Raw genomic sequence first — 26457 nt, forward strand, 5'->3', positions numbered from 1 at the left:
AATGTTTTGGATAAGATCTTTGTAGATGAAGCCGTCACCGAGTTACGCACCATAGGTGATATGTTGCGTTGGTCAGTTAGCCGTTTTAATGATGCTAATATTTATTATGGCCACGGTACAGATAACGCTTGGGATGAAGCCATCGCATTGGTATTCCATGCATTGCATTTACCGGAAGAAATCGGCCAACAGGTTATTTTAAGTAATCTGACCAGCAGTGAAAAGCATAAAATCGTCGAGCTTATCATTCGCCGGGTGCGTGAACGTCTTCCTGTGCCGTATTTGACCAATAAAGCACATTTTGCAGGGCTTGAATTTTACGTGGATGAGCGGGTATTAGTGCCGCGCTCACCCATAGCAGAAATGATCAATAACAACTTCAGTCCTTGGCTGTATAACAAACAAGTTAACCGCGTGATGGACTTATGTACCGGCAGTGGCTGTATCGCAATTGCTTGTGCATATCTGTTTGAAGATGCGGAAGTCGACGCCTTAGACATCAGTGAAGATGCATTGGAAGTTGCGCAAATTAATATTGAATCTCTTGGGGTCATGGACAGGGTATTCCCTATCCAGTCTGATGTGTTTTCATCCATTCCTAAAGGGCCACAATACGATTTAATCGTCTCTAATCCGCCATATGTGGATGCCGAAGATATCGGCGATATGCCAGATGAGTACCATCATGAGCCCGCCATAGGGTTAGCCTCTGGCCGCGATGGTTTGGACTTAACCAAACGTATTTTGGCTAATGCCGCCGATTATCTGACTCAAGATGGTGTACTTGTAGTTGAAGTGGGTAACTCTATGGTGCATTTAATGGAGCAGTTCCCTGATGTGCCATTTACTTGGGTTGAGTTTGAATGCGGCGGTGACGGCGTATTTGTATTAACGCGAGATCAACTTGTTGAAAATGAATCATTATTTTCTGTTTATAAAGACGTAGACTAGTTATTCATTAGGCGATTTTTACTATAAGTTTGGAGTTCACAGTGGCCATTTATTCATAAATGGCCACTTTTCAGGTTAACGTCTATCAAGTCTAGCGAGATAAATTTAGAGGGACAAACAGCGCATGTCGGGAAATAGCATAGGTCAGAACTTTGTGGTGACCACCTTTGGTGAGAGTCATGGTGTCGCATTGGGGTGTATTATTGATGGTTGCCCTCCAGGACTTGAACTGAGTGCAGAGGATATGCAGCATGATCTTGACCGCCGCCGCCCAGGCACGTCTCGTTATACCACAGCACGCCGTGAAGCGGATGAAGTCAAAATCTTATCCGGGGTGTTCGAAGGCAAGACGACTGGCACTTCCATTGGCTTGATGATAGAAAATACCGATCAGCGTAGCCAAGATTACTCTAATATCAAAGATACATTCCGTCCAGGTCACGCCGATTACACCTATCAGCAAAAGTATGGCATGCGTGACTACCGTGGCGGCGGCCGTTCATCGGCGCGAGAAACCGCCATGCGTGTTGCTGCGGGCGCCGTGGCTAAAAAGTATTTAAAGCAAGTCCACGGCATTGAAGTCACAGGCTACTTATCACAGCTTGGGCCTATTAGTGCCGAGACTATAGATTTAACCCAAGTTGAGCAAAATGCTTTTTTCTTCCCTGATGTCAGTAAACTCGAAGCCTTAGATGAGTACATGCGTGAGCTTAGAAAATCCGGAGATTCCATTGGCGCTAAAGTTTCAGTTATCGCAACAGGTGTGCCCGTAGGGCTGGGTGAACCAGTGTTCGATCGTTTAGATGCCGATATAGCCCATGCATTAATGGGCATTAATGCGGTTAAAGGGGTTGAAATTGGTGATGGGTTTGCAGTGGTAAATCAAAAAGGCTCCCAAGGGCGAGATTTAATGTCACCACTAGGGTTTGAATCAAACCATGCTGGCGGCGTGCTTGGGGGCATTTCATCGGGTCAACCTATTGTTGCTCATATGGCGCTAAAGCCTACATCGAGCATCAGTGTGCCAGGTCAAAGCATGACAGTGCAGGGTGACACAGTTGAGATGGTGACCAAGGGACGTCATGATCCTTGTGTTGGCATTCGCGCCGTGCCCATTGCAGAAGCCATGCTTGCCATAGTCTTGATGGATCACCTACTAAGGCACAGAGCGCAAAATAATGCCGTGGTTAGCGACACCCCTAAAATTGGTATGCGTTAAAACCCTCATTTGGCTGAGGAAGACCTCTGCTAGGTTCAGCTGGGTCAACAGCCATTAGATCATGACGTAGGGATAAAATCATGGCAAACCAAATCGAATCAAGTCAAACCAGCCCCATGAACACTGAGCAGCAACTGCGCTGGCTCAGTGCGTGTTACTTCTTCTTTTTTGCCATCTTGGGTGTCATGGTTCCCTACCTTGGGGTATTTTTCGATAACCGAGGTTTTGATGCCCAAGAAATTGGCCTGTTGCTTGCCATCCTGATGGGGACGCGTATTATCGCTCCTAATCTGTGGGCCATGGTTGCAGATAAGACGGGTATGCGCGCCGAATTGATTAAATTTGGCGCCGCGGCCGCGGCCATCACTTTCGTGAGTTTTTTCTTCAAAGGCGGGGTGCTTTACTTATCCATAAGCCTTGCTGTTTATACCTTCTTTTGGAATGCCATCCTAGCCCAGCTTGAAGTCATCACCTTAGAAACCTTAGGGGATAAAGCCAATCAATACGGTAAAATCCGCAGCTTTGGCAGTATCGGTTACATTGTCTTGGTGGTTGGGGCCGGCGTTGCCATAGATACCTGGGGCACAGAAGTGCTGCCCATCATAGGCATGAGTCTGTTTATTGGCTTACTTGCCTGTGCGCTGCCATTACCCGCTAATCGAGTCGTCATAGATAAACATGCTCCGGTGAGTAAGCTCAAACTTGAAGCCGCCACAGTGTGGTTTCTGGTGTCGGCCATGTTATTGCAAATGAGTGCAGGGCCTTTTTATGGCTTCTTTATTTTGTATCTCAAGCAAGTGGGTTACTCAGAAACGGCTGGTGGATTATTTGTTGCTCTTGGAGTAATAGCCGAAATCATCATGTTTATGTTCGCGCCTAGACTATTAGGGCGTTATGGCATCAAGTTTTTATTGGTCGTGTGCATGTTAATGACGGCGCTGCGTTGGTTGCTGGTGGCGTTCGGCGCAGACAGCTTAGCCTTACTGGGCCTGAGTCAATTGCTGCATGCCTTTACCTTCGGCTTGACGCACGCGGCATCGATTCAGTTTATTCACAGGCAATTTCCGCCCAGCCATAGAAGCAAAGGTCAGGCGTTATACGCTAGCCTCAGCTTTGGTGTCGGCGGCGCGCTGGGGACTTGGCTTAGCGGGGTGATTTGGGGCGATGGCAGTGGCTCTGTGATGACTTGGATCTTTGCAGCAAGCTGCGCTTTATTGGCCATGTTGGCGGTACTCGCCATACCGACGTTATCGAGCAAGCAGGCTAGCGTTCAAAGCTGATTGCATTAAAAAGCGTATATAGCCTGTGTAGTAAAGTGGTGGATTAAACATGTATGAAGGAGTGTCGGTGTCAGTGTTTCGTTTAGGGTTGGTTATCAATCCATTGGCAGGTCTGGGTGGCAGTGTTGCCCTTAAAGGCTCTGATGATGTCGCCGCACAGGCGCTTGCCCTAGGAGCCGTACCCAAAGCAAGGCTTAGGATGAAACAAGCGCTGGATGTCATTAAACCTTATGCTGAGCGCATTGTTATTTACACCGCAGCAGGCGAGATGGGAGAAAATTTAGCCACAGAAATGGGCTTTAAAGTTGAACTCGTCTACAGCCCTCAAGAAAGCACTCAAGCTTGTGATACCCAATCATTAGTGGCAGTGCTCACTGAGTTGCCGTTAGATTTGCTGCTGTTTGCCGGCGGCGATGGCACGGCAAGGGACGTGTATTCGGCTTTAGATGATAAATTGCCGGCACTCTTGCCAGTATTTTTGCCAGTGTTGGGGGTGCCTGCAGGGGTGAAAATTCATTCAGGCGTGTATGGTATCACCCCAAATGCAGCGGGTCTTGTGGTTAAAATGCTGCTTGATGGTGAGCTTGTCAGCTTGATGCCAGCGGATGTAATGGACATAGATGAAGCAGCTTTTCGTGAAGGAAAAGTGCGGGCGAAGCGATTTGGTGAAATGCAAGTACCTGCTGAGCCTAGATACATTCAAGCGGTGAAAATGGGCGGCGTAGAAGTCGACGAATTAGTGCTTGCCGATATTGCGGCGGATGTCATTGAAACTATGGCTGAAGGGCAAGACGATACCCTGTATATCATGGGCTCTGGCAGTACAGTGGCCTTTGTGATGGAAGAGCTTGGTGTCGATAATACTCTGCTCGGCGTCGATTTAATTCAAAATAAACAGCTTGTTGCAAAGGATTTAACCGCAAATAAATTACTTGAGCTTACTCAAAACAAGCCCGCAAAATTGGTGATTACCTTGATTGGTGGTCAGGGCCATGTGCTAGGACGGGGCAATCAGCAGTTATCCCCTGAACTTATTCGTCAGATTGGAAAAGACAATATTTTGATCTTAGCGACAAAAACAAAGCTAAAAGCACTTGAAGGCAGGCCATTAATTGTGGATAGTGGCGACCCTGAATTAGATATAGCACTGACGGGCTATTACAAGATAGTCACAGGCTACCATGATTACGTCATGTATCAAGTGGCCAACCCAGATTTAGCGAAGAGGTAATCCATGTTAGACAAGTACGATGCAGCCTTAGAGTCTTGGATAGAAGACACAGTAGTCAACGGTGACGATGATGCTTTATTTGCCAGTGGATACCTACAAGGCCATGTGGCAGTAGTATTAGCGCAACTTGAAATTGAGCCAAGCCAAGATTTAACGGCGCTAGATGGTAAAATGGTCGACTGCTTAGCGCTGGCCAATAGCGAGCTTAACGATGACGATTACAGCCTAGTGGCCAATGCATGGCAGCAATTGCGTCAACGTATTCAGGCTAACAATCTTTAATGGAAGTCGTTAAATGAGCGACATTGGCGCGACTGAAATAGGTATCGATACCTTAGGTTCAACTTCTATAGGCTCAAATGCCGTAAGTTCAGTGATCATAGGTTTAGTTAATCCTAAAACACCCGTGAACGTTGGCGGCATTATGCGTGCCGCCGGCTGTTATCGGGTCGATAGCGTGTGTTATACCGGTCGGCGTTACGAGCTTGCTGCCAAATCCGGCGACGCCCAGTATGATGTCGACACCAAAGACGCGGCTAAGACTATCCCTTTGACTGGGGTGGAGTCGCTGCTGGATCAGGTTCCCGTCGGGGCTAAGATTATTTGCGTCGATCTTGTGGTTGGTGCTACGCCGCTACCGCATTTTGTCCACCCAGAGCATGCTTTTTATATTTTCGGCCCCGAAGATGGCACCATACCTCAAGTGCTTATCGATGCGGCGCATGAGGTAGTGTATGTCCCGACGGTAGGCTGCATGAATCTAGCCGCGTCAGTTAATGTATTGCTGTACGACAGATTGGCAAAATCGGCGCAAATGCTTGCAGGGGATGAGCTGATTAAGCAAAGTCGCGACAATAACAACCGCACTAAAGTTAAACATTGGCGTAATAAAGAATAGCAAGTTTCCAGTCTAGGTCTATTATATGAGGCGGAAATTCATTCTCAGTTAAAGGACTTCGCCGTGTATAAACCATTAATCTTATCCCTCTCGATAATAATATTAAGCTCAGGTTCGGCGTTTGCCGCAACAACAATCAATGATATGCAAGCTTGCCAAGGCTACCTCGATTTTGTTGATAATAAACTCGATGATTTAAAAGAGACTTACTCAGCAGGAGATCTAAACACCATTCGAACTGGACTGGTTAATTACAATCAGTACATTCAACAAACCATTATTACTCCAGGTTTACTGGAGTTCACCGGCAATGATGCGCAAAAAGCCAGTGAGACCCAGCTACAAATCGATGCCTACAAAACCCACATCAGCGAAAGATTAAAACAAAAATACCAAGATGATAAAATGGTTGTTGATTACGCCGTGGTTCTCAATGATTGCGCTAAAAAAGCCATGCCAGAAGAAAATGTGCTGCAAGAGTTAAAAACCGCTTTGGAATTGATTGTAAGCCTCGCTAAGCAAGGTTAATCCAGTCGCTCATTTTGATTTATCAGGTGCTAACGCTTGCTGGCGGGCCCTATAGTTGAGCGGTTTATTGCTTAATAAAAATAGGGTCTCAATTTTTCCTATTATGGATGTGAGAGATCTCTTACACGATTTGTGAGCATTGGCGTTATTGTTTGCAGCTAAGCTTATACCGCATTGGCTTAAGTCATTCATTCCCCTTTATTATTTTCACCCGTCGGTCTGGCAAAGCATTTTTTTTGTGTTTATTTTCAAAATATCTTTTTTAGGTGCATGTTTCCTAGGGGGAAGCTGGCATATGATTAACACATCCAAGGAACAGGATGAACGGAACAGGAAGCGCTCAAGGCCGAGCATACTCAAGGTAGAGTCACTTAATCTGGATGATTGAGTACAAGGACGAAAACGGATAGCCCCAAGGAAGACTTAAGGTCAGGGGATGCAAGGGAAGGCCAGTGTAGACATGATGTCTCGCTACAAGGATTAAGATTATCATGGATGATATAGGACACGCTTAAGGACAGAGCAGGCTCAGTAAAGGATGACTGAGATAAAGGACGGTATCTTAGATGGTACAGGGAACACAAGGATGCTACGGATAGCAGCAAGGGATGGCCAGTGTAGACATGATGTCTTACTTAACGTTTTAGATTGCCATGGATGATATAGGACACGCTTAAGGACAGAGCAGGCTCAGTAAAGGAATTGCTGGGATAAAGGACGGTATCTTAGATGATACAGGGAATACAAGGATGCTAAGGACAGATGCAAGGGATGCGGTATAGACGCATGGACGGTGCAGGGAGCACAAGAATAGCAGGATTGCTTAACAAAGAATAACAGGCCACGAAATACTATCGTGGCCTTTCTTTTTGGTTTTCACCAATATGATAAACCCACCTCATTGAGACATTCATCGGCTATTCCGATCGTATTAATTGAACTTTCCCCCAGGGGGTTGTCAAAGAATGGTTTGTCAAAGTTTGCGGCATAGAGTGAATTGCCGTCATACTCCCACCGTTAATATTAAGGAATGATATCCATGAAAATGGCCAAGAGCCCAATAGCGTTAGACTCAAGGTATATTTGCAAGATAAGGCTGATACATCTCCAAAAGAAGGGCAGAAAAAACTCACTTTCTCGGAATTAGTAAAACTAGACAGCATCAAGTTTGTCTCTGAAAATGAGTCAGAGCTTATCTATCAGTTCGCGCCTTACATTGAGGAATTGGACAGTGATGAACTGAATGGCGAACTAAGAATACTTTAAATCAATCGATAGCGAAGGAACCATCAGTTATAGTGACTATGAAATCTTGACGGCTCCCACTTCCAGTGAACCTCAGGCATAATTAATCTCAATACATGACGCTAGATGAATGCCTGTTTTGTGTCTGTGGATAGTACTTTTGATAGTATTTTTGCTCAAGATCCCAATAAAATGACCGCCTAGAGAGGCGGTCATTTTATTGGGATAAACAGTCACATGATTAATGGCATTTACCTGTGTTACAGCTAGTTTGAGCGCCGCAACCATCAAATTTCCCTTGAGATAACGGCGCGTCATTCCACTCAGGTTCGGGAAACACTGGCCATTCAATCCCTTGAATTTGTTTGCCTTTCATTGAAAGTTGTCCTTGGTGTTGATCCATTCCGTCGGTGCTAAATTCAAACATGAATTTGGCTTTCCAGCAGACGCCAGTATGACCGCCAAAGCTGGGTCTTGCATGGATCATGGCTATGGCCAACAGCTGCACGCTTTGTTTTTGGCAAGCGCGTTCGGCGAAGACTCGACTTAATTCTGCCATTTGCCTTAATTGCCAGAAGAAGGCGGCAAGAACAAAAAGCGCTAGGATTAAGATGACATCTGACATCATGATTGAGCTGCCTTAAATAAACCGCCAATGGCAATGGAAAGTATGTTGCTGCGCTCTGGATTACGAAGATCGAGCAGCAGTGCCTGACGTAGACTGGGTATAGCTACAATATCAGCAAAAACTTGATTGAAAAAGCCTTGTTCTTGTAAAGCTAAGGCTTCGAGATAAGATTTTCTGCAACTGTCATCTTTTAATGCCTGCCAATTTCTAGCCGCTATTGTGACTAAGTGGTTCGCGTCCAGCAAATTGTGCTGCGCTAAGTGAGCAATCGCCTTGATTGACAGGCTTGGGCTCGACGCGAGTGCGGCTAAATAACTTGCTTTGTGCTCATTTGATGCTTGCTCAAATAAAAGGTAAATTTTTTCAGCCAAGCTTGGCTCAAGGGGGAGATGCTCTAAACACTGGCATAGTGCCGCGTGCACGGGCAGAGGGCTAAAGTCGAAGCTTCGAATTAAACTATCCATATTATCAAGGCTCTGGGCTCTGACGCACACATCCGCAATCCCTTGAAGGCCAAGTTGTTCCCAGCTATGGCTTTCATTTTCAACCGCCGATGACTCACCAATTACAGCTTGCTCTGATAGGTATTGCGCCGCAAATTCATACTGGCTTGATGCTGGTTGACCTAATTGCTGACGCACTAAGGCATTAAATAGCGCAAGTTTGTGTTGATTGGGCTTGAAGCTAAAAGGATGATTTGCAAACTGTTCTTGCTGTGCTTCAGTTAGTTCTTGGGTTAAGTCTCTGCCTAAGGCATCTAAAATCATTTGAATAAATTGGCTGCGAGGCGCGGGCGATAATAAACCTTGCTCATCTAATGGTAGCTTTAAAAACCAAATGTAGGGCTGAGCCGACTGTTGCCAAAACACTAATCCAAGCTGGGCATGGCCTTGAATAGGATAGGGGTAAGGTGCGAGTAAGGATTCAATTTGATGGAATGCCAAAGCATCGATATGTTGAACTCTTCGTCCTAAATCATACACTTGGAATTGGGTGTTCGCCGTGGTTAGGAACTGGCTTAAGGTGGTAATTTCAGTCATGTTTCTGCCGCTTACTCGGTTTATTTGGATAACAACCGCGAGATGATATCATATCTCGTTATAAGCCCTGAGTTCACATTAGTATTTTATGCCTTATAGCCGTTGTAAAACCCATTTAGTTCGCTTGGAAGCCTTGTTAAAACAACAAAATCTGTGGAGCGATAGTGAGCCTTCGCCTGCCGCATTAGCCAGCACTGCGCCCTTTTCCTGCGATACCATGGCCTTCGAAGAGTGGCTGCAGTTTATTTTCATTCCAAAACTGGGCGCGATTGTCGACGCGAAGCAGCCATTGCCATCCCAAATGCACTTAGCCCCAATGGCATCCCAAGTCTGGCAAGCAAACCCTGTGTATCAGCCAATCATTGAGCAACTTATCGCAATGGATGATTTTATTAATGCCGCAAAATAACTCAAACAATCAATACAATGAAATGGCCGGTATTTCAAATGACGCATTTGATTATGCAGATATTTATGAGCAAGAAGAAAACGAGTCAGCAGGCGCGGACATTGAAGTCACTGACGACATGGATGAGCCTGCGCCAGAATTGACTATTCTCTATCAAGACGACGACATAGTGGCTATTCATAAACCAGCAGGTTTATTAGTGCATCGCAGTTACTTAGCCCGCAAGGAGCGTTTTTTCGCCATGCAGCTCACTCGGGACTTAATCGGTTGCCATGTGTTTCCTGTGCATAGACTCGATAGGCCCACATCCGGTGTGTTATTGTTTGCTAAAAGTAGCGAAGTCGCTCGTAATCTGTGTGAGCAATTTGCCGAACATAAGATAAAAAAAGACTACTTGGCCTTGGTACGGGGCAATATGCATGAGGCTGGACTGTTGGATTATCCTTTAAGGGTGGAGCTTGATGATGTGGCCGATAAACATGCCAAAGCCGATAAACCCGCCCAAGAAGCACAAACCAGTTACCAGCCGTTACTCAATAGTGAAATTCCTTTTAGCTCGGGTCGTTATCCAACCAGTCGTTTCGCGCTGATAAAACTAAGCCCTCATACGGGGCGTAAGCATCAGCTGCGCCGTCATATGGCGCATTTACGTCACCCCATTTTAGGTGATACCACCCATGGTGACGGCAAGCAAAATAAATTCAGCCGAGAACACTTCGGTGTAAATCGCCTATGGCTAATAGCCAAGCGGCTGAGCTTTACCCATCCAGTGACTGGAAAACCCATGACAATTGAAACTCAAATTGAACAGCAATGGTTGGCAACGTTCGCTTTATTGGGTTGGACTGATGCACAGCTACAACAGCTTGATTTTATTCAATAAGCCCCTATTGATGTGAATGACTAGTTCTATACCGATAAAATAGAGATTAGACTATGATCTTGAAAGGAAAGTCGGCTATTGTATAAATCGCTTTATGATGTTTAAGGAAGAGGATTGATGAAGAAAGTGAACCTAGTGTTTGGTACTGTCTATGGCAGCGCTCAACACGTTGCAGAGACCTTGGCTCCAGCCATAGAAAAACTAGGCTATGAGGTGGCGATAAAACAACCTAATGAACTTGCGAGTTTTACCCCGCCAGAAGATGAGCTGTTGATCATTATTTGTTCCACTACGGGACAAGGGGATCTGCCCGATGATATTTTTCCTTGGTTTAACTTACTTAAATCAAATGCGCCTTATTTGCCCAAATTGAACTACAGCATTATTGGCCTAGGGGACTCTTGCTATGAAACCTTTTGCGGCGCCGCTAGACAGTTTGATGCTTTATTTCAAGAACTTGGCGCAAATACAGTAACCGATATGTTTGAAATCGATGCCAGCGAAACCATGAGCCCCGAAGATGATGCCTTAAACTGGATTAGTGTGTGGCACAGCCAAGTCGAACATTAAGCTATTTAAATCAGCAATGGTTTAAGTTTGCCCAGCGCTTGAGCCAAGCGCTGTTGGTGCCCATTGCTATTCTGCCTGCGGCAGGGCTCATGCTCGGATTAACCGTAAACCCTCTACCTTTTATCCCCATTGAATTGACGATGATTTTTGCCTCAGTGGGCAAATTGATTTTCACCATGATGCCACTGCTCTTTAGTGTTGCCATCGCCATAGGTTTTTGCAAAGACCAAGGCATAGCGGCATTTTCGGCGGTATTTGGCTTTGGGGTATTTCAATCAACGTTAGGCGCTCTTACCGCACTATATCAGCTGCCTTCGAGGCCATTATGGGGGATAGATACCATAGATACTGGTATTGCAGGCGGTATTTTAGTGGGGGCAGTGACGTGTTTAGCGGTCAGGCTAAGTCAGCATTTACGCTTACCGGCGATTTTTTCGTTTTTCGAGGGTAGGCGCAGTGCCCCCTTAATTGTCATCCCCTTGACCATAGGCCTTGCTTACTTATTAAGTCTATTGTGGCCGAGTTTATCTGTGGTTATTCAACGCCTGTCTGATTGGGCTGTGTATCAAGACCCATCCTTGGCTTTTGGCATTTATGGCATGGTCGAGCGGCTGCTTATTCCCTTAGGCCTGCACCATATCTGGAATGCGCCTTTTTATTTAGAAGTGGGTCAGTTTTTTGATGGTACTCATGTTATTCGAGGTGAAATCGGTCGTTATTTAGCGGGGGACATTACCGCTGGAAACCTTGCTGGTGGCTATTTAATCAAGATGTGGGGCTTACCCGCGGCGGCGCTGGCTATCTGGCGCTGCGCCGATAAGAGTGAACGTAATCGTGTGGCTGGCATTATGCTCTCTGCCGGCATGGCGAGTTGGCTAACCGGGGTAACTGAGCCGCTAGAGTTTGCCTTCTTGTTTGTCGCTCCTATATTGTTTATTTGTCATGCCATTTTAACTGGGCTGGCTTACAGCCTCTGTGTGGTATTGGATATTCACCATGGGATAGTGTTTTCCCACGGATTAGTGGATTTCAGCTTACTGTATTCTCTTTCATCCAATACCGGTTGGCTGTTGATTTTAGGGCCGTTAACTGGCGTCATCTACTATGCGCTGTTTACTGTCAGTATTTTAAGCTTTAATTTAAAAACGCCCGGTCGCTTGGCTAGCGGCAATGATGAGCAAAAGGAAAGCCTACGCTCCATGATAGCCGCCTTAGGTGGAAGACATAATGTGCTTGAGTTGAATGCATGTTTAACCCGTCTTAGGATCAGCGTTATCGACGCCAGTTTAGTGGATAAGGCCCGTTTGATGCGCCTTGGGGCCAAGGGCGTTATCGTTGTGGGTAAGGGGGTTCAAGTGGTTTTCGGTACAAAAGCGGAAACATTACGCAAATTACTGCAAAAATACTTAGATTCACGGCGTTAATTTTTGTCTCGTTTCACACTGTTAACTTTTTTCAACTTAATTGTTAATTTTGTGGATTGATTTGTTTTTAAAATACTTTATTCTCAATTAAAGATTATTCTCAATTAAAGATAAAGCAGACGAGTCCATTTCAGGCATAAGTCATCATCGAGGAGTTGCAGCATGGTTACTTTAGAGCCAGAAAACAAAGTAAGAAAAATTCTAATTACTGATTGCGCCGATGCCAAGGGGTTAATAGCTAAGATCACCGGCGTTTGTTTTGCTCACCAGTTAAACATCATTAAAAATACTGAGTTTGTTGATCGCATTCAGGGGCGTTTTTTTATGCGCACCGTACTCGAAGGTGTGTTTGATGATGCCAGTTTACTCAAGGCGTTAAGTGAAGTATTGCCAGCGCAGAACCATACCAAGCTGGTTGCTGCCGACAAGAAACGTATCGTGGTGATGGTTACTAAAGAAGCCCATTGTTTGGGTGATTTGTTGATGAAAGCCTATTATGGTGGGCTGGATGTGGATATTGCCGCTGTGGTGGGCAATTATGATAGCCTGCGCAACTTAACTGAAAAGTTTGATATTCCGTTTCACCATGTATGTCATCAAGGCTTAGACAGGCTTGAACATGAACAAGCCATATTGAAAATAGTGAACGGCTATCAGCCTGATTATGTGGTGCTGGCTAAATACATGCGAGTGTTAACCCCTGAGTTTGTCTGTGCCTATCCTGATCGAATTATTAATATTCACCACTCGTTTTTACCCGCGTTTATTGGCGCATCGCCCTATAAACAAGCCTGGGAGCGAGGGGTGAAAATTATTGGCGCTACGGCCCATTTCGTCAATGATTGCCTCGATGAAGGCCCCATTATTAAACAAGATGTCATTTCGGTTGATCATACTTTCAGCGCTGAAGAAATGGCCCACAATGGCCGCGATGTGGAAAAAAGTGTGCTCAGTAAGGCATTGCAGTTAGTGTTAAATGAACAAGTGATTGTCTATGGTAATAAAACCGTGGTGTTTTAGCCGCTTCCTTGCGGCGTTGTTGCGTTTTCTTGGATCTATAGAATTGAGGGAGCACAAGATGTTAGGTCATAATGTTTAACGATTATTGATTGGATTGCTGTATTAACTTGTTTGATACACACTTGATTAATAGCGTATATCATAGAGGTCATCAGCAGAATAATTAAAGGCGATGTCTTGAATGGTGACCTTACCTTGAGTATATGGCGCAATGAGACGCGCCGTTTTATCGGCATTATTGCTTAAGGCAAACTGATGGAAGCTTTCACCGTTACACATTAAACGTGGAAAAATTCTTGCTTTATTAATGCGATAAATCTTCATTGTGTCATTAAAGCTAAATACTCTATTACTGACGCCTGCCTTGCAAACGTCAATTAAGGTATTTTCTAGCTGTGGATCCATGGCAGCCTGTGCTGGCATGACCAAGAACGATAACGTGACTAGACTTGCAGCTATGATGGTTTTCATAGTGACTCCTCCTTAACCTAACCTTTAAAGTAAAGGCAATTTTTTGCTGCTGTGCCGGTTAAAGTATGGGGAAAACTGTATCAATCTATTTAAGGGTCGACAAAGTGTAACTGCGAGTTACAAAATGTGTATTTGTGAATTGAACGTGGATGCGTTGCCATTATCTAATTGATAATTAAGTGAAATTATTTTTATTGTTTAAGTTGTTGAAAAGCCCAGAAAATGACTGGGCTTTTTATTTACTCGATTTCTGGTTAACCGTATTAATCTACGATTCGTAAAAGTTCGTTAATACCGACTTTAGCACGTGTCTTAGCGTCAACTTTTTTGACTATGATGGCGGCATACAAGCTGTATTTGCCACAGGCTGAGGGTAAGTTGCCCGATACTACGACTGAGCCTGCAGGCACACGGCCATAATGCACTTCGCCGGTTTCACGATCAAAAATACGGGTGCTTTGGCCTATATAGACCCCCATAGAAATCACGCTGCCTTCTTCAACCACTACGCCCTCAACGATTTCACTGCGAGCGCCGATAAAGCAATTGTCTTCGATAATTGTTGGGCCAGCCTGTAAGGGTTCAAGTACACCGCCAATACCCACACCGCCAGACAAGTGCACGTTCTTGCCAATTTGTGCACATGAACCCACTGTCGCCCATGTATCAACCATAGTGCCTTCATCTACATAGGCACCTAAATTTACGTAAGAGGGCATAAGCACAGTGTTTTTACCGATAAAGGAGCCTTTGCGCACAGTGGCAGGTGGAACAACGCGAATGGCTTCGGCTTTAAAGCGGGCTTCATCGTAGTCCGCAAATTTTTGCGGTACTTTATCGAAATATTTAGTGTCACCACCATCAATGACGCCGTTATCAAATATCCGAAAAGACAGTAATACCGCTTTTTTTAACCATTGGTGTACCTGCCACTGGCCGTTAATTTTTTCAGCGACTCGAGCCTCACCTTTGTCTAACATGGCAATAACCGTTTCAACATCGGCACGCAGGCTAGGTTCAACTGTGCCTGGTGTGATGTGTTGACGATTTTCAAATGCAGTTTCAATACGTTGGCGTAATGCCTCCATAGGGTTCTCCAATAATGATTAAAATGAAAAATTACATGCTCGGTGCATGGGATGATAAAGCTAAACTAAGACTCTGAGCTAATTTTTGCTGCGAAGCTTCATCCAAGGCTTTACCTTCATGAGTTTGTAAAATAAAGAAATCTTCAGCTCGCTCGCCAATAGTGGTGATCTTCGCAGCAATTAACGTCACCTGGCAGCGGTAAAAAATATCGCCCACTTTTGCCAATAATCCCGGGCTGTCTAAGGCGATGAGCTCCATCATGCTGGTGCCTTGACGGGCGCTAGGCAAGAAACTTACCTGAGTCGGGACGTTAAAGGGGCGCATTATTCGCGCCATTTTCCTAAATTTTGGTAACTTAGGGTTGTCGCTGGCGAGGGCTTTTTCCAGTGCCTTTCGTATGCTCTGTATACGTGATAACTGGCTAATAGTTTCACCGTCTTGTTCTAGAATGACGAAGGTATCTAACGCATAATTATCTTTTGATGTCATGATGTTAGCATCATGAACATTGATATTTTTATTATCCAGCACTGTCATCACAGTGGCAAATAATTTGGGTTTATCTTTGCTGTAGATAAATAATTCAGTGCCGCCACGGGTCGCCTGTTTGGATAATAAAATCAAGGGCTCATCTTGATGGCTTTGCTTGATGATGGCTTCAGTATGCCAAGCCACTTGGCTTGCTTGGTGACGCAGAAAATAATCAGTTTTGAAGCGGCTCCAAAGGGCCTCCATCTCCTTTTCTTTAATCCCACGTCTCAATAGCTCTTTCTTGGCCTTGGCCTGTATTTCTCGCACCCTAGCGCGCATGTCTATGGGCTTTTCCTTGCCAGTTGCCAATACCCTTTGGGTGGAGAAGTACAAGTCTCGCAGTAAGGAGCCTTTCCAGCTGTTCCAGGTTTTTTCATTGGTGGCACAAATATCGGCAACGGTTAAACAATACAGATAGCTTAAATGCACGGCATCACGGACTTTATGGGCAAATTCAGCCACTACTTCGGGATCTGAGATATCCCGCCTCTGGGCTGTGATGGACATCACCAGATGATGCTCAACCAACCAAGCGACCATGCGGCCATCATGATCGTTAAGACCGTGCAGTTTGCAAAAATCCAAGGCATCCTTAGCCCCCAGTTTGCTGTGATCGCCGCCGCGACCTTTGGCGATGTCATGAAAGATAGCGCCAAGGACGAGCAAGCCTTTTTTGGGCAATTGGTTAATCAGGATAGCCCCTAATGGGAATTCATCTTTTTGCTCGGCCTGTGAAAAACGGTCAATATTAAGCAGTAATCTGTGGGTGTGCTCATCCACAGTGTAGGCATGAAATAGATCAAATTGCATCTGGCCTTCAATTTTACGCCATGCCGGTAAATATGAAGATAAAATCCCGTGTTTATGCATCAAGGACAAGGACCCTATGCCTCTGGGGTGCTTCAAAATGTCCATAAAGGCTTTACGACAGGCTGAATTCTCTTGCAAGGGGCTTGCTAAGTCTTGCCTTGCCTCACGAAGTAATCTTAGTGTTGGGGCATAAATGCCCTGGATATTGGAGTTTTTTGCCACAATGAGAAACAAACGGATAATTTCTTCTGGGCAGCGACTAAATAGGCCTCCATCGAGCACTTCAATAAAGCGGCCACGGCGTTGATAGCATTCATTGATAGGCTGGATAACTAAAGCGTGAGTCTGACCTAAGGTGGCACGTTTAAACAATTGCAGCAGCATTTCATTCAGCTCTATCACACTGCGAACCGTGCGATAGTACTTTTTCATTAACTGCTCCACCGCCAGCTGGGTAGCATCTTCATAGCCCATAATGCTGGCAACTTGGCGCTGTAAATCGAACAGAAGCCTATTTTCATTACGATTGGAAATCATGTGCAGCGCAAATCTGAGTTGCCACAAGAAACGTTGGCACTCCAAGAGTTCATCGAGTTCTGATGGGGTTAAAAACTCGTGGGCCACCAAATCTTCGAGTTTGGCGGCATCAAAATGACGCATAGCGACCCAGGCAATGGTTTGAATGTCCCTAAGGCCACCGGGACAGGTCTTGAGGTTGGGTTCTAAATCGAAGGCGCTGCCCTTGGTATGGCGATTTTGCTGCTCGGTTTTTTTTGCATCATAAAATCGCTCTGACGGCCAAAAATCCTGTTGACGTATGCTGTCATAGAGCAAATCAAACTGGTACTCATCGCCACATAAATAGCGCGCTTCGATAAGATTGGTGGCTATGGTGATATCGTCGCGACCTTGTTCTAAGGTTTGTGCCAAAGTACGCACACTGTGGCCAACTTCAAGGCCTGCATCCCATAAAAAGGTAATAAAAGCGCTAAGTTGCATCTCAGCTTGTTGGCAGACGGTATCATTTTGCAACAAGATGAGTAAGTCTATGTCTGAGTGAGGGTGAAGTTCACTGCGACCGTAACCGCCAACGGCAACCAGAGTAATAGAAAACTCGTTAAGGCCTAAACGCTGCCAAGTTGAATTGAGCAGTTGATCCACAAATTGACTGCGCTGACTGACGAGCAATTCAATTGACTCGTTCGCGGTGAACTGCGCCATTAAACGCTGGTTTAATTCCGCAAGCTGTTGTTTGGCGACCAGCGCGCTATTCATGGTGATAAATTTAACTCTCTTATGATTGGGACAAACTATGTATTGGAACCAGCTATAGATTGCAATTGTCTTGCGGCTAACCCAGTAGCCGCAATAAAAAACTCACCGTTAATGATTGATGATGCGTGGGAAGTCTTCTTCGTCGCGCAAGGTAATCACTTCAACTCCAGTGGCGGTAACCAGTAAAGTATGTTCCCACTGGGCCGAGTTTTTGCCATCGGCTGTGGTGACAGTCCAGTTATCTTCTCTATCGAGTACGCTAGTTTGACGGCCAGCATTGATCATAGGCTCTATGGTGAAACACATACCAGGACGTAACACGGTTTTATCATTGTTCTTGTAATGGACGATTTGCGGCTCTTCATGAAAGCCTGCGCCAATACCATGACCACAATAATCTTGCACTATGGAGTACTTATCAAGTCCTGTTTTGCTGGCCTTGATGAATTTTTCTATTGCAGTGCCAATCTCGCCGAGTTTCATGCCCGGACGGACTTTACGTATGGCTAAGTACAGGCTTTCTTGAGCGATACGGCAAAGGCGCTTGTCTTTGGCGCTGACTTCACCGATGAGGAACATCTTAGAGGTATCGCCATGAAAGCCGTCTTTGATGACGGTAATATCGATATTGAGTATGTCGCCATCTTTTAAGACGTAGCTTGATGGAATGCCGTGACAGATAACATCATTAACAGAGGTGCAAATCGATTTTGGAAAGCCATGGTAATTAAGCGGCGCCGATATCGCACCTTGCTCTTCTGTGTACTTGGCACAGATATCATTAAGCTCGTCTGTAGTGACGCCTGCTTTAACATGGGGGGCAATCATGGCTAACACCTCGGCGGCAAGTTTGCCGGCGGCGCGCATTTTCTCGATTTCTTCTGCTGTCTTAATGACTATGCTCATTGGATTTCTCTTGGCGTGGTTAACGGTAATTTTTGAAGACACAGCAGGGGATAAAAAAGCAGCTGAATTTGTGCTTAGTGGCGTTTTATGATATAAAGCGCGCCGTCTGTGTTTGTGTCTTCACGTTTAATGTGTTGTCGAATTCAATGGCTTAGCTTGTGCTTAAGCGTAATTAATTCAACGAGTCCAGCGAATAAGTGTTGCAGTTTAAGGTGTCATGAGTGTTAAGGCAAAGGTTACCCACTTTTTCCTTTAGTAAATCTTTGACAGGCTTTTCTTCACTTAATCGCAAACTAAGCGTAAAATGTGCGGGTCATTATACATGGCAAACTAACTAAACACTAAATCACACACGTATCGACACATTCTTCGGGGTGCCTTTTTAGGTCGAAGACATGGGATGCGTGGAGGTCTAACCCCTTAATTAAGGTATTAAAATGACTACTGTTACAATGCGCGACATGCTACAAGCCGGTGTTCACTTCGGTCACCAAACACGTTACTGGAACCCAAAGATGAAGCCATTCATCTTCGGTGCTCGCAACGGTGTACACATCATCAACCTTGAGCACACTGTGCCTATGTTCAACGAAGCGTTAGCTTTCATCAGCAACGTAGCGTCTAAAAAAGGCAAAGTGTTATTCGTTGGTACTAAACGTGCCGCTGGCGAAGCAATCAAAGAGTCAGCTCTTTCTTGTGACCAGTACTATGTTGATCACCGTTGGTTAGGTGGTATGTTGACTAACTGGAAAACAGTTCGTCAATCAATCAAGCGTCTTAAAGAGCTAGAAAGCCAGTCAGTAGACGGTACTTTCGACAAGCTAACTAAGAAAGAAGCCTTGATGCGTACTCGCGAACTAGAGAAGTTAGAAAAATCTTTAGGCGGGATCAAGAACATGGGCGGTTTACCTGACGTATTATTCGTTATCGGTGCTGACCATGAGCATATCGCTATTAAAGAAGCTAACAACCTAGGTATCCCAGTTGTTGCTGTTGTTGATACAAACTCTGCGCCAGATGGTGTTAACTACATCGTTCCTGGTAACGACGACGCTATGCGTGCTATCCGTTTGTACACTTCTTCTGTTGCAGCAGCTGCGAACTCTGGCCGTGGTCAAGATCTAGCTGTTCAAGCAGAGCAAGACGGTTTCGTAGAAGCTGTTTAATAAGGTGTGATGGTTACCATCCCCCTTATTTGCCAATAGATAATTGGTGAACAGGGGCCGTTTGGCCCCTGTTTTTTAAATGCAAAATTAGACGAATTAAATTAGAGGATTTAACAATGGCAATTACTGCTGCCCAAGTTAAAGAACTTCGTGACCGCACTGGCGCTGGCATGATGGACTGTAAGAATGCACTGACTGAAACTAACGGTGACATCGAACTAGCGATTGATAACATGCGTAAGAGCGGCGCTGCAAAAGCGGCTAAAAAAGCCGGTAACATCGCTGCTGACGGTACTATCTTAATCAAGAATGGCGAAGGTTTCGCGGCTCTTTTAGAAGTAAACTGTCAAACAGACTTCGTTGCTAAAGATTCAAACTTTTTAGCGTTCGCTAACGCTGTGTTAGACGTTGCTGCTGCATCTAAAGTGACTATCGAAGAGCTAAAAGCACAGTTTGAAGAAACACGTGTTGCACTTGTGACTAAAATCGGTGAAAACATCAACGTTCGTCGCGTTGAGTACATCGACGGCGCAAACCTAGCTTCTTACCGTCACGGTGAGCGTATTGGTGTTGTTGTTGCCGGCGAAGCTGATGAAGAGACACTTAAGCACATCGCTATGCATGTTGCTGCTTCAAAGCCTGAATTCGTAAACCCTGAAGATGTGCCTGCTGAACTTGTAGAAAGAGAGCAAGCGCTTCAGATCGAAATCGCGATGAATGAAGGCAAGCCTGCTGAAATCGCTGAGAAAATGGTTGTTGGCCGTATGAAGAAGTTCACTGGTGAGATTTCTCTTACTGGTCAAGCTTTCATCATGGAGCCTAAGAAAACTGTTGGCGAAATTCTTAAAGAGAAAAAAGCTTCAGTATCTAACTTCATTCGTTTAGAAGTGGGTGAAGGTATCGAGAAGAAAGAAGAAGATTTTGCTGCTGAAGTCGCTGCACAAATCGCTGCTACTAAAAAGGCGTAATCGCTTTTCTCTATATACCCTAAGACCGCAGCAACCGCTGCGGTCTTGTTATGATCAGGACAAAATTATGAGCACCAATCCCAAACCTGCATTTAGACGCATTCTTCTTAAATTAAGTGGTGAAGCCTTAATGGGCGAAGAAGGCTTTGGCATAGACCCCAAAGTACTTGACCGTATGGCTCAAGAAGTTAAAGAGTTGGTTGAATTAGGCATTCAAGTGGGTGTGGTTATTGGTGGTGGCAACCTGTTTCGTGGTGAAGGCTTAGCAAAAGCTGGCATGAACCGCGTGGTTGGCGATCATATGGGTATGCTGGCGACAGTAATGAATGGCTTAGCTATGCGTGATGCATTGCACCGTGCTTATGTCAATGCGCGTCTTATGTCAGCCATACCGCTAAAAGGTGTGTGTGACGATTACAACTGGGCTGAAGCCATCAGTTTATTAAAGTCTGGCCGCGTGGTGATTTTTGCTGCCGGTACCGGTAATCCATTTTGCACCACAGATTCAGCAGCCTGTTTACGCGGTATTGAAATCGAAGCTGAAGTGGTACTGAAAGGCACCAAAGTGGATGGGGTTTATTCTGCCGATCCTATGAAAGACCCAGACGCCGTTAAGCACGATGTCTTAAGTTACAATGAAGTGTTAGAGCGTGAGCTCAAAGTGATGGACTTAGCTGCCTTTACCTTAGCTAGGGATCATAATATGCCCATTCTTGTGTTTAACATGAATAAGCCCGGTGCATTACGCCGTGTTATCATGGGCGAAGAAGAAGGCACTTATATTAAGAATTTGAACTGAGTTTTGCACTCGTTACCAATGGCTTGAACAATAACAATAGCGGCACATACTGCCTCAGCGTCAAGCCATGTCACCTTTGAATTTGTAAGCTAAAAGGATATTAATCGTGATAGAAACAATTTTGTTAGATGCCCAAGAGCGTATGGGCAAATGTGTTGATGCAACTAAAAACCAAATGGCGAAAGTACGCACAGGTCGTGCTCACCCAAGCCTATTAGATTCGATTCAAGTGTCATATTACGGTGCTATGTCGCCGCTTAAGCAAGTGGCTAACGTAGGTATCGAAGACTCGCGTACCTTGTCAGTGACTGTGTTTGATCGCTCTATGGTTCAGGCCGTAGAAAAAGCCATCATGACGTCAGATCTAGGTTTAAACCCTATGACGGCTGGCGCGACACTGCGTATTCCGTTACCTGCATTGACTGAAGAACGTCGTAAAGACTTCATCAAGGTAGTACGTAATGAAGCCGAAAATGGTCGTATCGCTATTCGTAATGTGCGCCGCGACGCTATCAGTGAAGTGAAAAAGCTTGAAAAAGCCAAAGAGTGCACTGAAGATGATGTACGCCGCAGCGAAGATGAAGTGCAAAAGTATACTGATGCACACATCAAAAATGTCGATGAAGTTTTAACCGCAAAAGAAAAAGAGTTAATGGAAGTTTAAGGTTAGCGCTTTAGTTGGACTATTTTTAGCCAGATTGTGTATTGATCTTAAGCAGATAGTCCCGAGTTAAGGCTTAGACTTGATGCGCCGTGTCGTATACGGAGGTATACTACACGGCGTTTGTCTTTTGTTAAGGGTGTAGTTGATGTCATCCACAGTGAAAAGTGAGTCTGGTAGCCGCAGTGCACTAAGCTTGGGCAACACTGGTGTTGAGCTTTCAGAGACGGTCAAACTGTCCCTGCCCAAGCATGTTGCCATCATTATGGATGGGAATGGACGCTGGGCTCAACAACAGGGAAAGCCGAGAGTCATGGGGCATAAGGCGGGGGTGAAAGCCGTGCGCCGCGCCGTGAGTTGTGCCAGTCAGTTAGGGATAGCTTCGCTAACCTTATTTGCATTTTCCAGTGAAAATTGGCGCAGACCAGATAAAGAAGTCAGTTTGTTGATGGAGTTGTTTTTTTCCGTATTGCAACGGGAAATCAAATTACTGCATAAAAACCAGGTTCGGCTTAATATCATTGGCGACATCAGTCGCTTCTCTGAGCGTTTGCAGAAGCAAATTCATGAAGCTCAGCGTAAAACTGCCGACAATACTGGCTTGATTTTGAATGTCGCTGCCAACTACGGTGGTCGCTGGGACATACTGCAAGCTGCACAAAAATTGGCTCAACAAGTGGAAAGTGGCGAAATCAACAGCAGTCAGATGACTGAAGAGGCCCTAAGTGCACATTTGTGCATGCAAAATCAGAGCGAAGTTGATTTAATGATCCGCACAGGCGGTGATTGTCGCATCAGTAATTTTATTTTATGGCAGGCGGCTTATGCCGAATTGGTATTTACCGATACCCTATGGCCAGATTTTAATGAGCAAGCGTTCCGTGACGCGATTGCCTTGTTTGCTAGTCGTCAACGCCGTTTTGGTCTGACGGGAAGTCAAATTGAAGAGATCCGCGCATTATAAGAATATTAAGAGGATTAGTTTTTGCTAAAACAACGAATAATAACAGCACTGTGGTTAATCCCTTTGGTCTTGGGAGCAATATTTTTACTGCCAGCAACGTACTTTTCATGGGTATTAGTTGCCGTGTTTGTGATCGCTGCGAAAGAGTGGGGCGGTTTTATCGACCCAAGTTGTAATGTCACTCAATGGTCATTTACCACCACTCTTAGTCTATTAGTTATCGCCTTAAATTTTCTCGTGCCCGTTGAGCTAGTGTGGCAACAAGGGCAATTACACCCCATTTATATCGCAATAATTTCTATTGGTTTACTCTGGTGGCTAGTGAGCACCCTGTTGATTTTCTCTTATCCAAGCAGCGCTAAATTTTGGAAAGAGAGTCACATGCTGAAATCCATGTTTGGCCAACTGACATTAGTCCCTTGTTTTGCTTCACTGATTGCCCTTAAATCATTAAGCGGACCACTGGATCCTTATTACGGTGGCTGGTTAGTGTTTTTGGTGATGTTAGTGGTGTGGGCCACTGACAGTGGTGCCTATTTTGCGGGTCGCGCTTTCGGTAAGCACAAGTTGATGCCCAACGTGAGCCCAGCAAAAACCTTAGAAGGTTTGTTTGGTGGTTTAGTCACTAGCTTAGTCGTTGTTGCTGGCGTCATGTATGTCGCCCCAGAACAAGAAGTGGGTTTGTTGGTGGCCGTGACGTTGATTACCGCATTGGCCTCGGCCTTTGGCGATTTATCGGAAAGCATGTTTAAACGGGTTGCCAAGATAAAAGATTCCGGCACCTTATTGCCAGGGCACGGTGGCATACTCGACAGAATTGACAGTTTAACCGCTGCTTTGCCTGTATTTACTTTTCTTTACATCTCCTTTTGGATGTGATCCATGCCCTCTGAGTCTATGCAGAACGTGGTTATCTTGGGTGCGACTGGGTCTATAGGCGCTAGCACCTTAAGTGTGATGTCAGCCCAAACTCAGCGCTATCGAGTCTATGGGCTTGTGGCCAATACCAATGTGGATAAAATGCTGGCCCTGTGCCTTGCCCATAAACCTGTGATTGCTCACATGGTTAATGAGCAGGCGGCCATGACGCTCAAAGCTGCTTTACCGCCGCACATAGGCGTCACAGTCACCACAGGTGAAAATGCATTGATTGATCTGGTGACATCGAACCAAATTCATACCGTGATGGCGGCGATTGTTGGTGCAGCGGGCTTATTATCTACTTTTGCGGCGGTAAAAGCTGGCAAGCGAGTCTTATTGGCCAATAAAGAAGCCTTGGTGATGTCTGGCGCCTTATTTATGGATGCTTGCAGACAATCTGGCGCCACGCTATTACCGGTTGATAGTGAACATAATGCCATTTTTCAATGCCTTCCTGAATCGGTTCAAACTAATCTAGGGCATTGCTCCTTAGATGCTGCTGGGGTATCCAGTATCTTGCTCACAGGCTCAGGTGGTCCTTTTTTAACGGCCCCGCTTGAGAGTTTAGCTTCAGTGACCCCAGCGCAAGCTTGCAAACACCCTAATTGGTCTATGGGGCCTAAAATTTCCGTAGATTCAGCCACCATGATGAATAAAGGGCTCGAGTTTATTGAAGCCCGTTGGTTATTTAACACCAATGCTGCGCAACTTAAAGTGGTAGTGCATCCCCAAAGTGTTATCCATTCTATGGTGCAATATAGGGACGGTTCAGTGTTGGCGCAGATGGGGAATCCGGATATGCGAACCCCCATCGCTCATTGTCTGTCTTATCCACAGAGGATAACCTCGGGTGTTGAAGCGTTAGACTTTTTCAAATTGGGTGATTTAAGCTTTTGTGAAGCTGATATTGCCCGCTTTCCTTGCCTGCATCTAGCCATGCAAGCCTGTGAACATGGACAAGAAGCCACCACAGTTTTAAATGCCGCCAACGAAGTGGCAGTTGACGCGTTCCTTGCGGGTCAAATTGGTTTTACTCAAATTGCTGCCATCAATGAAAGCTGTTTGGCACAGGTGTCACAAAGCAGCTTAAAATCCATTGATGATATTTTACAGTTAGATAGCTTAACCCGTCAGCACGCTTGGCAAGCCATTAAACGTATCAATTAACCGAAGGAGAGACATGTTCGATTTTCTGTGGAACCTAGGCTCGTTCATTGTTGCCCTTGGCATTCTGATCACGGCCCATGAATATGGTCACTTTTGGGTAGCCCGCCGCTGCGGTGTTAAAGTCGAACGCTTTTCAATTGGTTTTGGTAAGGCACTTTGGCGCAAAGTCGGCCAAGATGGCACTGAATATGTGATAGCTATGATCCCGCTGGGCGGTTATGTAAAGATGCTCGATGAGCGGGTTGACACAGTAGCTGAATCACTTAAGTCTCAAGCCTTTAATCGTAAAACCGTTTGGCAACGCATTGCCATAGTTGCTGCGGGGCCTATCGCTAATTTTCTTTTTGCTATCATAGCTTTATATTTTATGTATCTTATTGGTGTTCCTTCGGTTAAGCCCGTGATCGATACGACCTTAGCCAATACACCTGCCGCGCAAATTAAGTTGAGTGAATATCAAGAAATTATCACCATTTCAGGTCAGAAAGTGCGCAATTGGGATGAGGTTAACTTAGCCCTGATTGGCCATATAGGCGAAGATGAAATTGATATTGAACTTGCGCCCTTATCCAGACTCGAAGGAATGGACACTGGTTCGAGACATCATCAGCTAGACATTCGACATTGGCAATTTGATCCAGAAAAGCAATCGCCAATAACCTCTTTAGGGTTAGGCATATTCAGACCCCAAGTGTTGCCTGAACTTGCCGTAGTGGCAAAAGGCAGTGCAGCTGAACGAGGCGGAATATTACCAGGTGATACCTTAATGGCAATCAATGGTAGTGCCTTTGATAGCTGGGAAAGCTTTGTGACATTAATTCAGGGCTCAACTGGGAAGGCGGTGCTGCTAACAGTTAAACGCGGAATGCAGACCTTAGATGTGGATTTGGTGCCAGACACTCAAATCGACAAACAAGGTCGCAGTATTGGTGTCTTGGGCGTGAGTCCGACGCAAGCTAAATGGCCAGAAAATATGCGTATTTCTTTGGAATATGGCATAGTAGACTCGATTTTTGCCGCAGTAGACAAAACGTGGCAATTGATCGTCGTCAGTTTCAAGATGATAGCTAAACTTTTTACCGGTGATGTGTCGGTGAAAAACTTAAGCGGACCTATATCCATAGCGCAAGGTGCTGGTGCTAGTGCTGATTATGGATTAGTGTACTTTCTTGGGTTTATTGCACTCATTAGCGTCAACTTAGGCATAATTAATCTTTTGCCTTTGCCTGTGCTCGATGGGGGACATTTGCTGTATTACTTTATTGAAGTGATTACGGGTAGGCCTGTGCCTGAAAAAGCACAGGAAATAGGATTCAGAATTGGAGCAGCTATGCTGCTGATGTTGATGAGTATTGCACTCTTCAATGATTTTGCCCGACTCTGAGCTAGGACAATCAAAATAA

At 45.2% G+C, this 26457-nt stretch carries 26 protein-coding genes; 20 read left to right on the forward strand and 6 right to left on the reverse strand.

The features are described 5' to 3' along the window. Positions 1–6: 6 nt before the first annotated feature. The 7 genes from prmB (at position 7) to SDEN_RS08055 (ending at position 6107) form a co-directional block, all read left to right on the forward strand. Positions 7–951, forward strand: coding sequence for a 50S ribosomal protein L3 N(5)-glutamine methyltransferase (prmB, locus tag SDEN_RS08025; RefSeq protein WP_011495979.1), 945 nt, complete (start codon positions 7–9; stop codon positions 949–951). Between the two features lie 124 nt (positions 952–1075). Beyond that, positions 1076–2170, forward strand: coding sequence for a chorismate synthase (gene aroC, locus SDEN_RS08030; RefSeq protein WP_011495980.1), 1095 nt, complete (start codon positions 1076–1078; stop codon positions 2168–2170). Positions 2171–2250: 80 nt separating this feature from the next. Then, positions 2251–3450: an MFS transporter gene (locus SDEN_RS08035; RefSeq protein WP_011495981.1), complete on the forward strand. Its 1200-nt coding sequence runs from the start codon at positions 2251–2253 to the stop codon at positions 3448–3450. A 49-nt stretch (positions 3451–3499) separates the two neighbouring features. Beyond that, positions 3500–4681, forward strand: coding sequence for an ATP-NAD kinase family protein (locus SDEN_RS08040; RefSeq protein ID WP_011495982.1), 1182 nt, complete (start codon positions 3500–3502; stop codon positions 4679–4681). 3 nt (positions 4682–4684) lie between these two features. Continuing rightward, on the forward strand, positions 4685–4963 hold the full coding sequence (locus SDEN_RS08045) for a YfcL family protein (protein ID WP_011495983.1): 279 nt from the start codon (positions 4685–4687) through the stop codon (positions 4961–4963). A gap of 13 nt (positions 4964–4976) precedes the next feature. Continuing rightward, the gene (locus SDEN_RS08050) at positions 4977–5579 is read left to right on the forward strand and encodes an RNA methyltransferase (RefSeq protein WP_011495984.1); all 603 of its coding nucleotides are present in this window, start codon (positions 4977–4979) and stop codon (positions 5577–5579) included. A gap of 63 nt (positions 5580–5642) precedes the next feature. Continuing rightward, on the forward strand, positions 5643–6107 hold the full coding sequence (locus tag SDEN_RS08055; RefSeq protein ID WP_011495985.1) for a hypothetical protein: 465 nt from the start codon (positions 5643–5645) through the stop codon (positions 6105–6107). A gap of 1486 nt (positions 6108–7593) precedes the next feature. Here the strand turns inward: SDEN_RS08055 and SDEN_RS08065 are convergent. Beyond that, positions 7594–7980 carry a DUF3301 domain-containing protein gene (locus SDEN_RS08065; protein WP_011495986.1) on the reverse strand — a complete coding sequence of 129 codons (387 nt, stop codon included), beginning with the start codon at positions 7978–7980 and terminating at the stop codon, positions 7594–7596. Next, positions 7977–9020 (reverse strand): DUF3549 family protein, encoded by a 1044-nt coding sequence (locus SDEN_RS08070; RefSeq protein WP_011495987.1) that lies wholly within the window; start codon positions 9018–9020, stop codon positions 7977–7979. Before SDEN_RS08070 ends, SDEN_RS08065 begins: the two co-directional genes overlap by 4 nt. An 88-nt stretch (positions 9021–9108) precedes the next feature. On the opposite strand from SDEN_RS08070, the gene SDEN_RS08075 reads away from it, so the two are divergent. The 5 genes from SDEN_RS08075 to purU all read left to right on the forward strand — a co-directional run bounded on the left by SDEN_RS08075 (position 9109) and on the right by purU (position 13326). Further along, a complete protein-coding gene (locus SDEN_RS08075; protein WP_011495988.1) occupies positions 9109–9429 on the forward strand; it encodes a YqcC family protein in 321 nt (106 codons plus the stop codon). A 118-nt stretch (positions 9430–9547) separates the two neighbouring features. Beyond that, positions 9548–10312, forward strand: a complete 765-nt coding sequence (truC, locus tag SDEN_RS08080) for a tRNA pseudouridine(65) synthase TruC (RefSeq protein ID WP_157599926.1) — start codon at positions 9548–9550, stop codon at positions 10310–10312. Between the two features lie 117 nt (positions 10313–10429). Next, positions 10430–10882, forward strand: a complete 453-nt coding sequence (locus tag SDEN_RS08085) for a flavodoxin (protein WP_011495990.1) — start codon at positions 10430–10432, stop codon at positions 10880–10882. Then, positions 10858–12306, forward strand: coding sequence for a PTS transporter subunit EIIC (locus tag SDEN_RS08090; RefSeq protein WP_011495991.1), 1449 nt, complete (start codon positions 10858–10860; stop codon positions 12304–12306). Before SDEN_RS08085 ends, SDEN_RS08090 begins: the two co-directional genes overlap by 25 nt. 162 nt (positions 12307–12468) lie before the next feature. Next, positions 12469–13326: a formyltetrahydrofolate deformylase gene (gene purU / locus SDEN_RS08095; protein ID WP_011495992.1), complete on the forward strand. Its 858-nt coding sequence runs from the start codon at positions 12469–12471 to the stop codon at positions 13324–13326. A gap of 126 nt (positions 13327–13452) precedes the next feature. On the opposite strand, the gene SDEN_RS08100 is transcribed toward purU, so the two are convergent. The 4 genes from SDEN_RS08100 to map form a co-directional block, all read right to left on the reverse strand. Then, complete coding sequence (locus SDEN_RS08100; protein WP_011495993.1) at positions 13453–13797, reverse strand: DUF3718 domain-containing protein; 345 nt, start codon at positions 13795–13797, stop codon at positions 13453–13455. A gap of 263 nt (positions 13798–14060) precedes the next feature. Then, positions 14061–14885, reverse strand: coding sequence for a 2,3,4,5-tetrahydropyridine-2,6-dicarboxylate N-succinyltransferase (dapD, locus tag SDEN_RS08105; protein WP_011495994.1), 825 nt, complete (start codon positions 14883–14885; stop codon positions 14061–14063). A gap of 31 nt (positions 14886–14916) precedes the next feature. Further along, positions 14917–17502, reverse strand: a complete 2586-nt coding sequence (gene glnD, locus SDEN_RS08110) for a bifunctional uridylyltransferase/uridylyl-removing protein GlnD (protein ID WP_011495995.1) — start codon at positions 17500–17502, stop codon at positions 14917–14919. Between the two features lie 108 nt (positions 17503–17610). Further along, positions 17611–18408 (reverse strand): type I methionyl aminopeptidase, encoded by a 798-nt coding sequence (gene map / locus SDEN_RS08115; RefSeq protein ID WP_011495996.1) that lies wholly within the window; start codon positions 18406–18408, stop codon positions 17611–17613. A 437-nt stretch (positions 18409–18845) separates the two neighbouring features. On the opposite strand from map, the gene rpsB reads away from it, so the two are divergent. The 8 genes from rpsB (at position 18846) to rseP (ending at position 26438) form a co-directional block, all read left to right on the forward strand. Further along, positions 18846–19574, forward strand: a complete 729-nt coding sequence (gene rpsB / locus SDEN_RS08120; RefSeq protein ID WP_011495997.1) for a 30S ribosomal protein S2 — start codon at positions 18846–18848, stop codon at positions 19572–19574. A gap of 116 nt (positions 19575–19690) precedes the next feature. Further along, entirely contained in the window at positions 19691–20542 is an 852-nt protein-coding gene (gene tsf, locus SDEN_RS08125) for a translation elongation factor Ts (RefSeq protein ID WP_011495998.1), read from the forward strand. A 67-nt stretch (positions 20543–20609) separates the two neighbouring features. Continuing rightward, positions 20610–21341, forward strand: coding sequence for a UMP kinase (gene pyrH / locus SDEN_RS08130; RefSeq protein WP_011495999.1), 732 nt, complete (start codon positions 20610–20612; stop codon positions 21339–21341). Between the two features lie 106 nt (positions 21342–21447). After that, the gene (gene frr / locus SDEN_RS08135) at positions 21448–22005 is read left to right on the forward strand and encodes a ribosome recycling factor (protein WP_011496000.1); all 558 of its coding nucleotides are present in this window, start codon (positions 21448–21450) and stop codon (positions 22003–22005) included. Positions 22006–22150: 145 nt separating this feature from the next. After that, a complete protein-coding gene (locus tag SDEN_RS08140) occupies positions 22151–22966 on the forward strand; it encodes an isoprenyl transferase (RefSeq protein WP_011496001.1) in 816 nt (271 codons plus the stop codon). Between the two features lie 21 nt (positions 22967–22987). Then, positions 22988–23845, forward strand: coding sequence for a phosphatidate cytidylyltransferase (locus tag SDEN_RS08145; protein ID WP_011496002.1), 858 nt, complete (start codon positions 22988–22990; stop codon positions 23843–23845). 18 nt (positions 23846–23863) lie between these two features. Next, complete coding sequence (gene ispC, locus SDEN_RS08150) at positions 23864–25054, forward strand: 1-deoxy-D-xylulose-5-phosphate reductoisomerase (protein WP_041406156.1); 1191 nt, start codon at positions 23864–23866, stop codon at positions 25052–25054. Positions 25055–25067: 13 nt separating this feature from the next. Next, positions 25068–26438 carry a sigma E protease regulator RseP gene (gene rseP / locus SDEN_RS08155; RefSeq protein WP_011496004.1) on the forward strand — a complete coding sequence of 457 codons (1371 nt, stop codon included), beginning with the start codon at positions 25068–25070 and terminating at the stop codon, positions 26436–26438. The last annotated feature ends 19 nt before the right edge of the window (positions 26439–26457 follow it).

It is taken from the genome of Shewanella denitrificans OS217 (genome assembly GCF_000013765.1).
GTDB classification, from domain to species: Bacteria; Pseudomonadota; Gammaproteobacteria; order Enterobacterales; family Shewanellaceae; genus Shewanella; species Shewanella denitrificans.

Excerpts from the sequence above, each read along its gene's own strand:
- aroC (WP_011495980.1), top strand. The coding sequence starts at position 1,076 with ATGTCGGGAAATAGCATAGGTCAGAACTTTGTGGTGACCACCTTTGGT.
- SDEN_RS08035 (WP_011495981.1), top strand. The coding sequence starts at position 2,251 with ATGGCAAACCAAATCGAATCAAGTCAAACCAGCCCCATGAACACTGAG.
- SDEN_RS08040 (WP_011495982.1), top strand. The coding sequence starts at position 3,500 with ATGTATGAAGGAGTGTCGGTGTCAGTGTTTCGTTTAGGGTTGGTTATC.
- SDEN_RS08045 (WP_011495983.1), top strand. The coding sequence starts at position 4,685 with ATGTTAGACAAGTACGATGCAGCCTTAGAGTCTTGGATAGAAGACACA.
- SDEN_RS08050 (WP_011495984.1), top strand. The coding sequence starts at position 4,977 with ATGAGCGACATTGGCGCGACTGAAATAGGTATCGATACCTTAGGTTCA.
- SDEN_RS08065 (WP_011495986.1), bottom strand. The coding sequence starts at position 7,980 with ATGATGTCAGATGTCATCTTAATCCTAGCGCTTTTTGTTCTTGCCGCC.
- SDEN_RS08070 (WP_011495987.1), bottom strand. The coding sequence starts at position 9,020 with ATGACTGAAATTACCACCTTAAGCCAGTTCCTAACCACGGCGAACACC.
- SDEN_RS08075 (WP_011495988.1), top strand. The coding sequence starts at position 9,109 with ATGCCTTATAGCCGTTGTAAAACCCATTTAGTTCGCTTGGAAGCCTTG.
- truC (WP_157599926.1), top strand. The coding sequence starts at position 9,548 with ATGGATGAGCCTGCGCCAGAATTGACTATTCTCTATCAAGACGACGAC.
- SDEN_RS08085 (WP_011495990.1), top strand. The coding sequence starts at position 10,430 with ATGAAGAAAGTGAACCTAGTGTTTGGTACTGTCTATGGCAGCGCTCAA.
- purU (WP_011495992.1), top strand. The coding sequence starts at position 12,469 with ATGGTTACTTTAGAGCCAGAAAACAAAGTAAGAAAAATTCTAATTACT.
- SDEN_RS08100 (WP_011495993.1), bottom strand. The coding sequence starts at position 13,797 with ATGAAAACCATCATAGCTGCAAGTCTAGTCACGTTATCGTTCTTGGTC.
- dapD (WP_011495994.1), bottom strand. The coding sequence starts at position 14,885 with ATGGAGGCATTACGCCAACGTATTGAAACTGCATTTGAAAATCGTCAA.
- glnD (WP_011495995.1), bottom strand. The coding sequence starts at position 17,502 with ATGAATAGCGCGCTGGTCGCCAAACAACAGCTTGCGGAATTAAACCAG.
- map (WP_011495996.1), bottom strand. The coding sequence starts at position 18,408 with ATGAGCATAGTCATTAAGACAGCAGAAGAAATCGAGAAAATGCGCGCC.
- rpsB (WP_011495997.1), top strand. The coding sequence starts at position 18,846 with ATGACTACTGTTACAATGCGCGACATGCTACAAGCCGGTGTTCACTTC.
- tsf (WP_011495998.1), top strand. The coding sequence starts at position 19,691 with ATGGCAATTACTGCTGCCCAAGTTAAAGAACTTCGTGACCGCACTGGC.
- pyrH (WP_011495999.1), top strand. The coding sequence starts at position 20,610 with ATGAGCACCAATCCCAAACCTGCATTTAGACGCATTCTTCTTAAATTA.
- SDEN_RS08140 (WP_011496001.1), top strand. The coding sequence starts at position 22,151 with ATGTCATCCACAGTGAAAAGTGAGTCTGGTAGCCGCAGTGCACTAAGC.
- ispC (WP_041406156.1), top strand. The coding sequence starts at position 23,864 with ATGCAGAACGTGGTTATCTTGGGTGCGACTGGGTCTATAGGCGCTAGC.
- rseP (WP_011496004.1), top strand. The coding sequence starts at position 25,068 with ATGTTCGATTTTCTGTGGAACCTAGGCTCGTTCATTGTTGCCCTTGGC.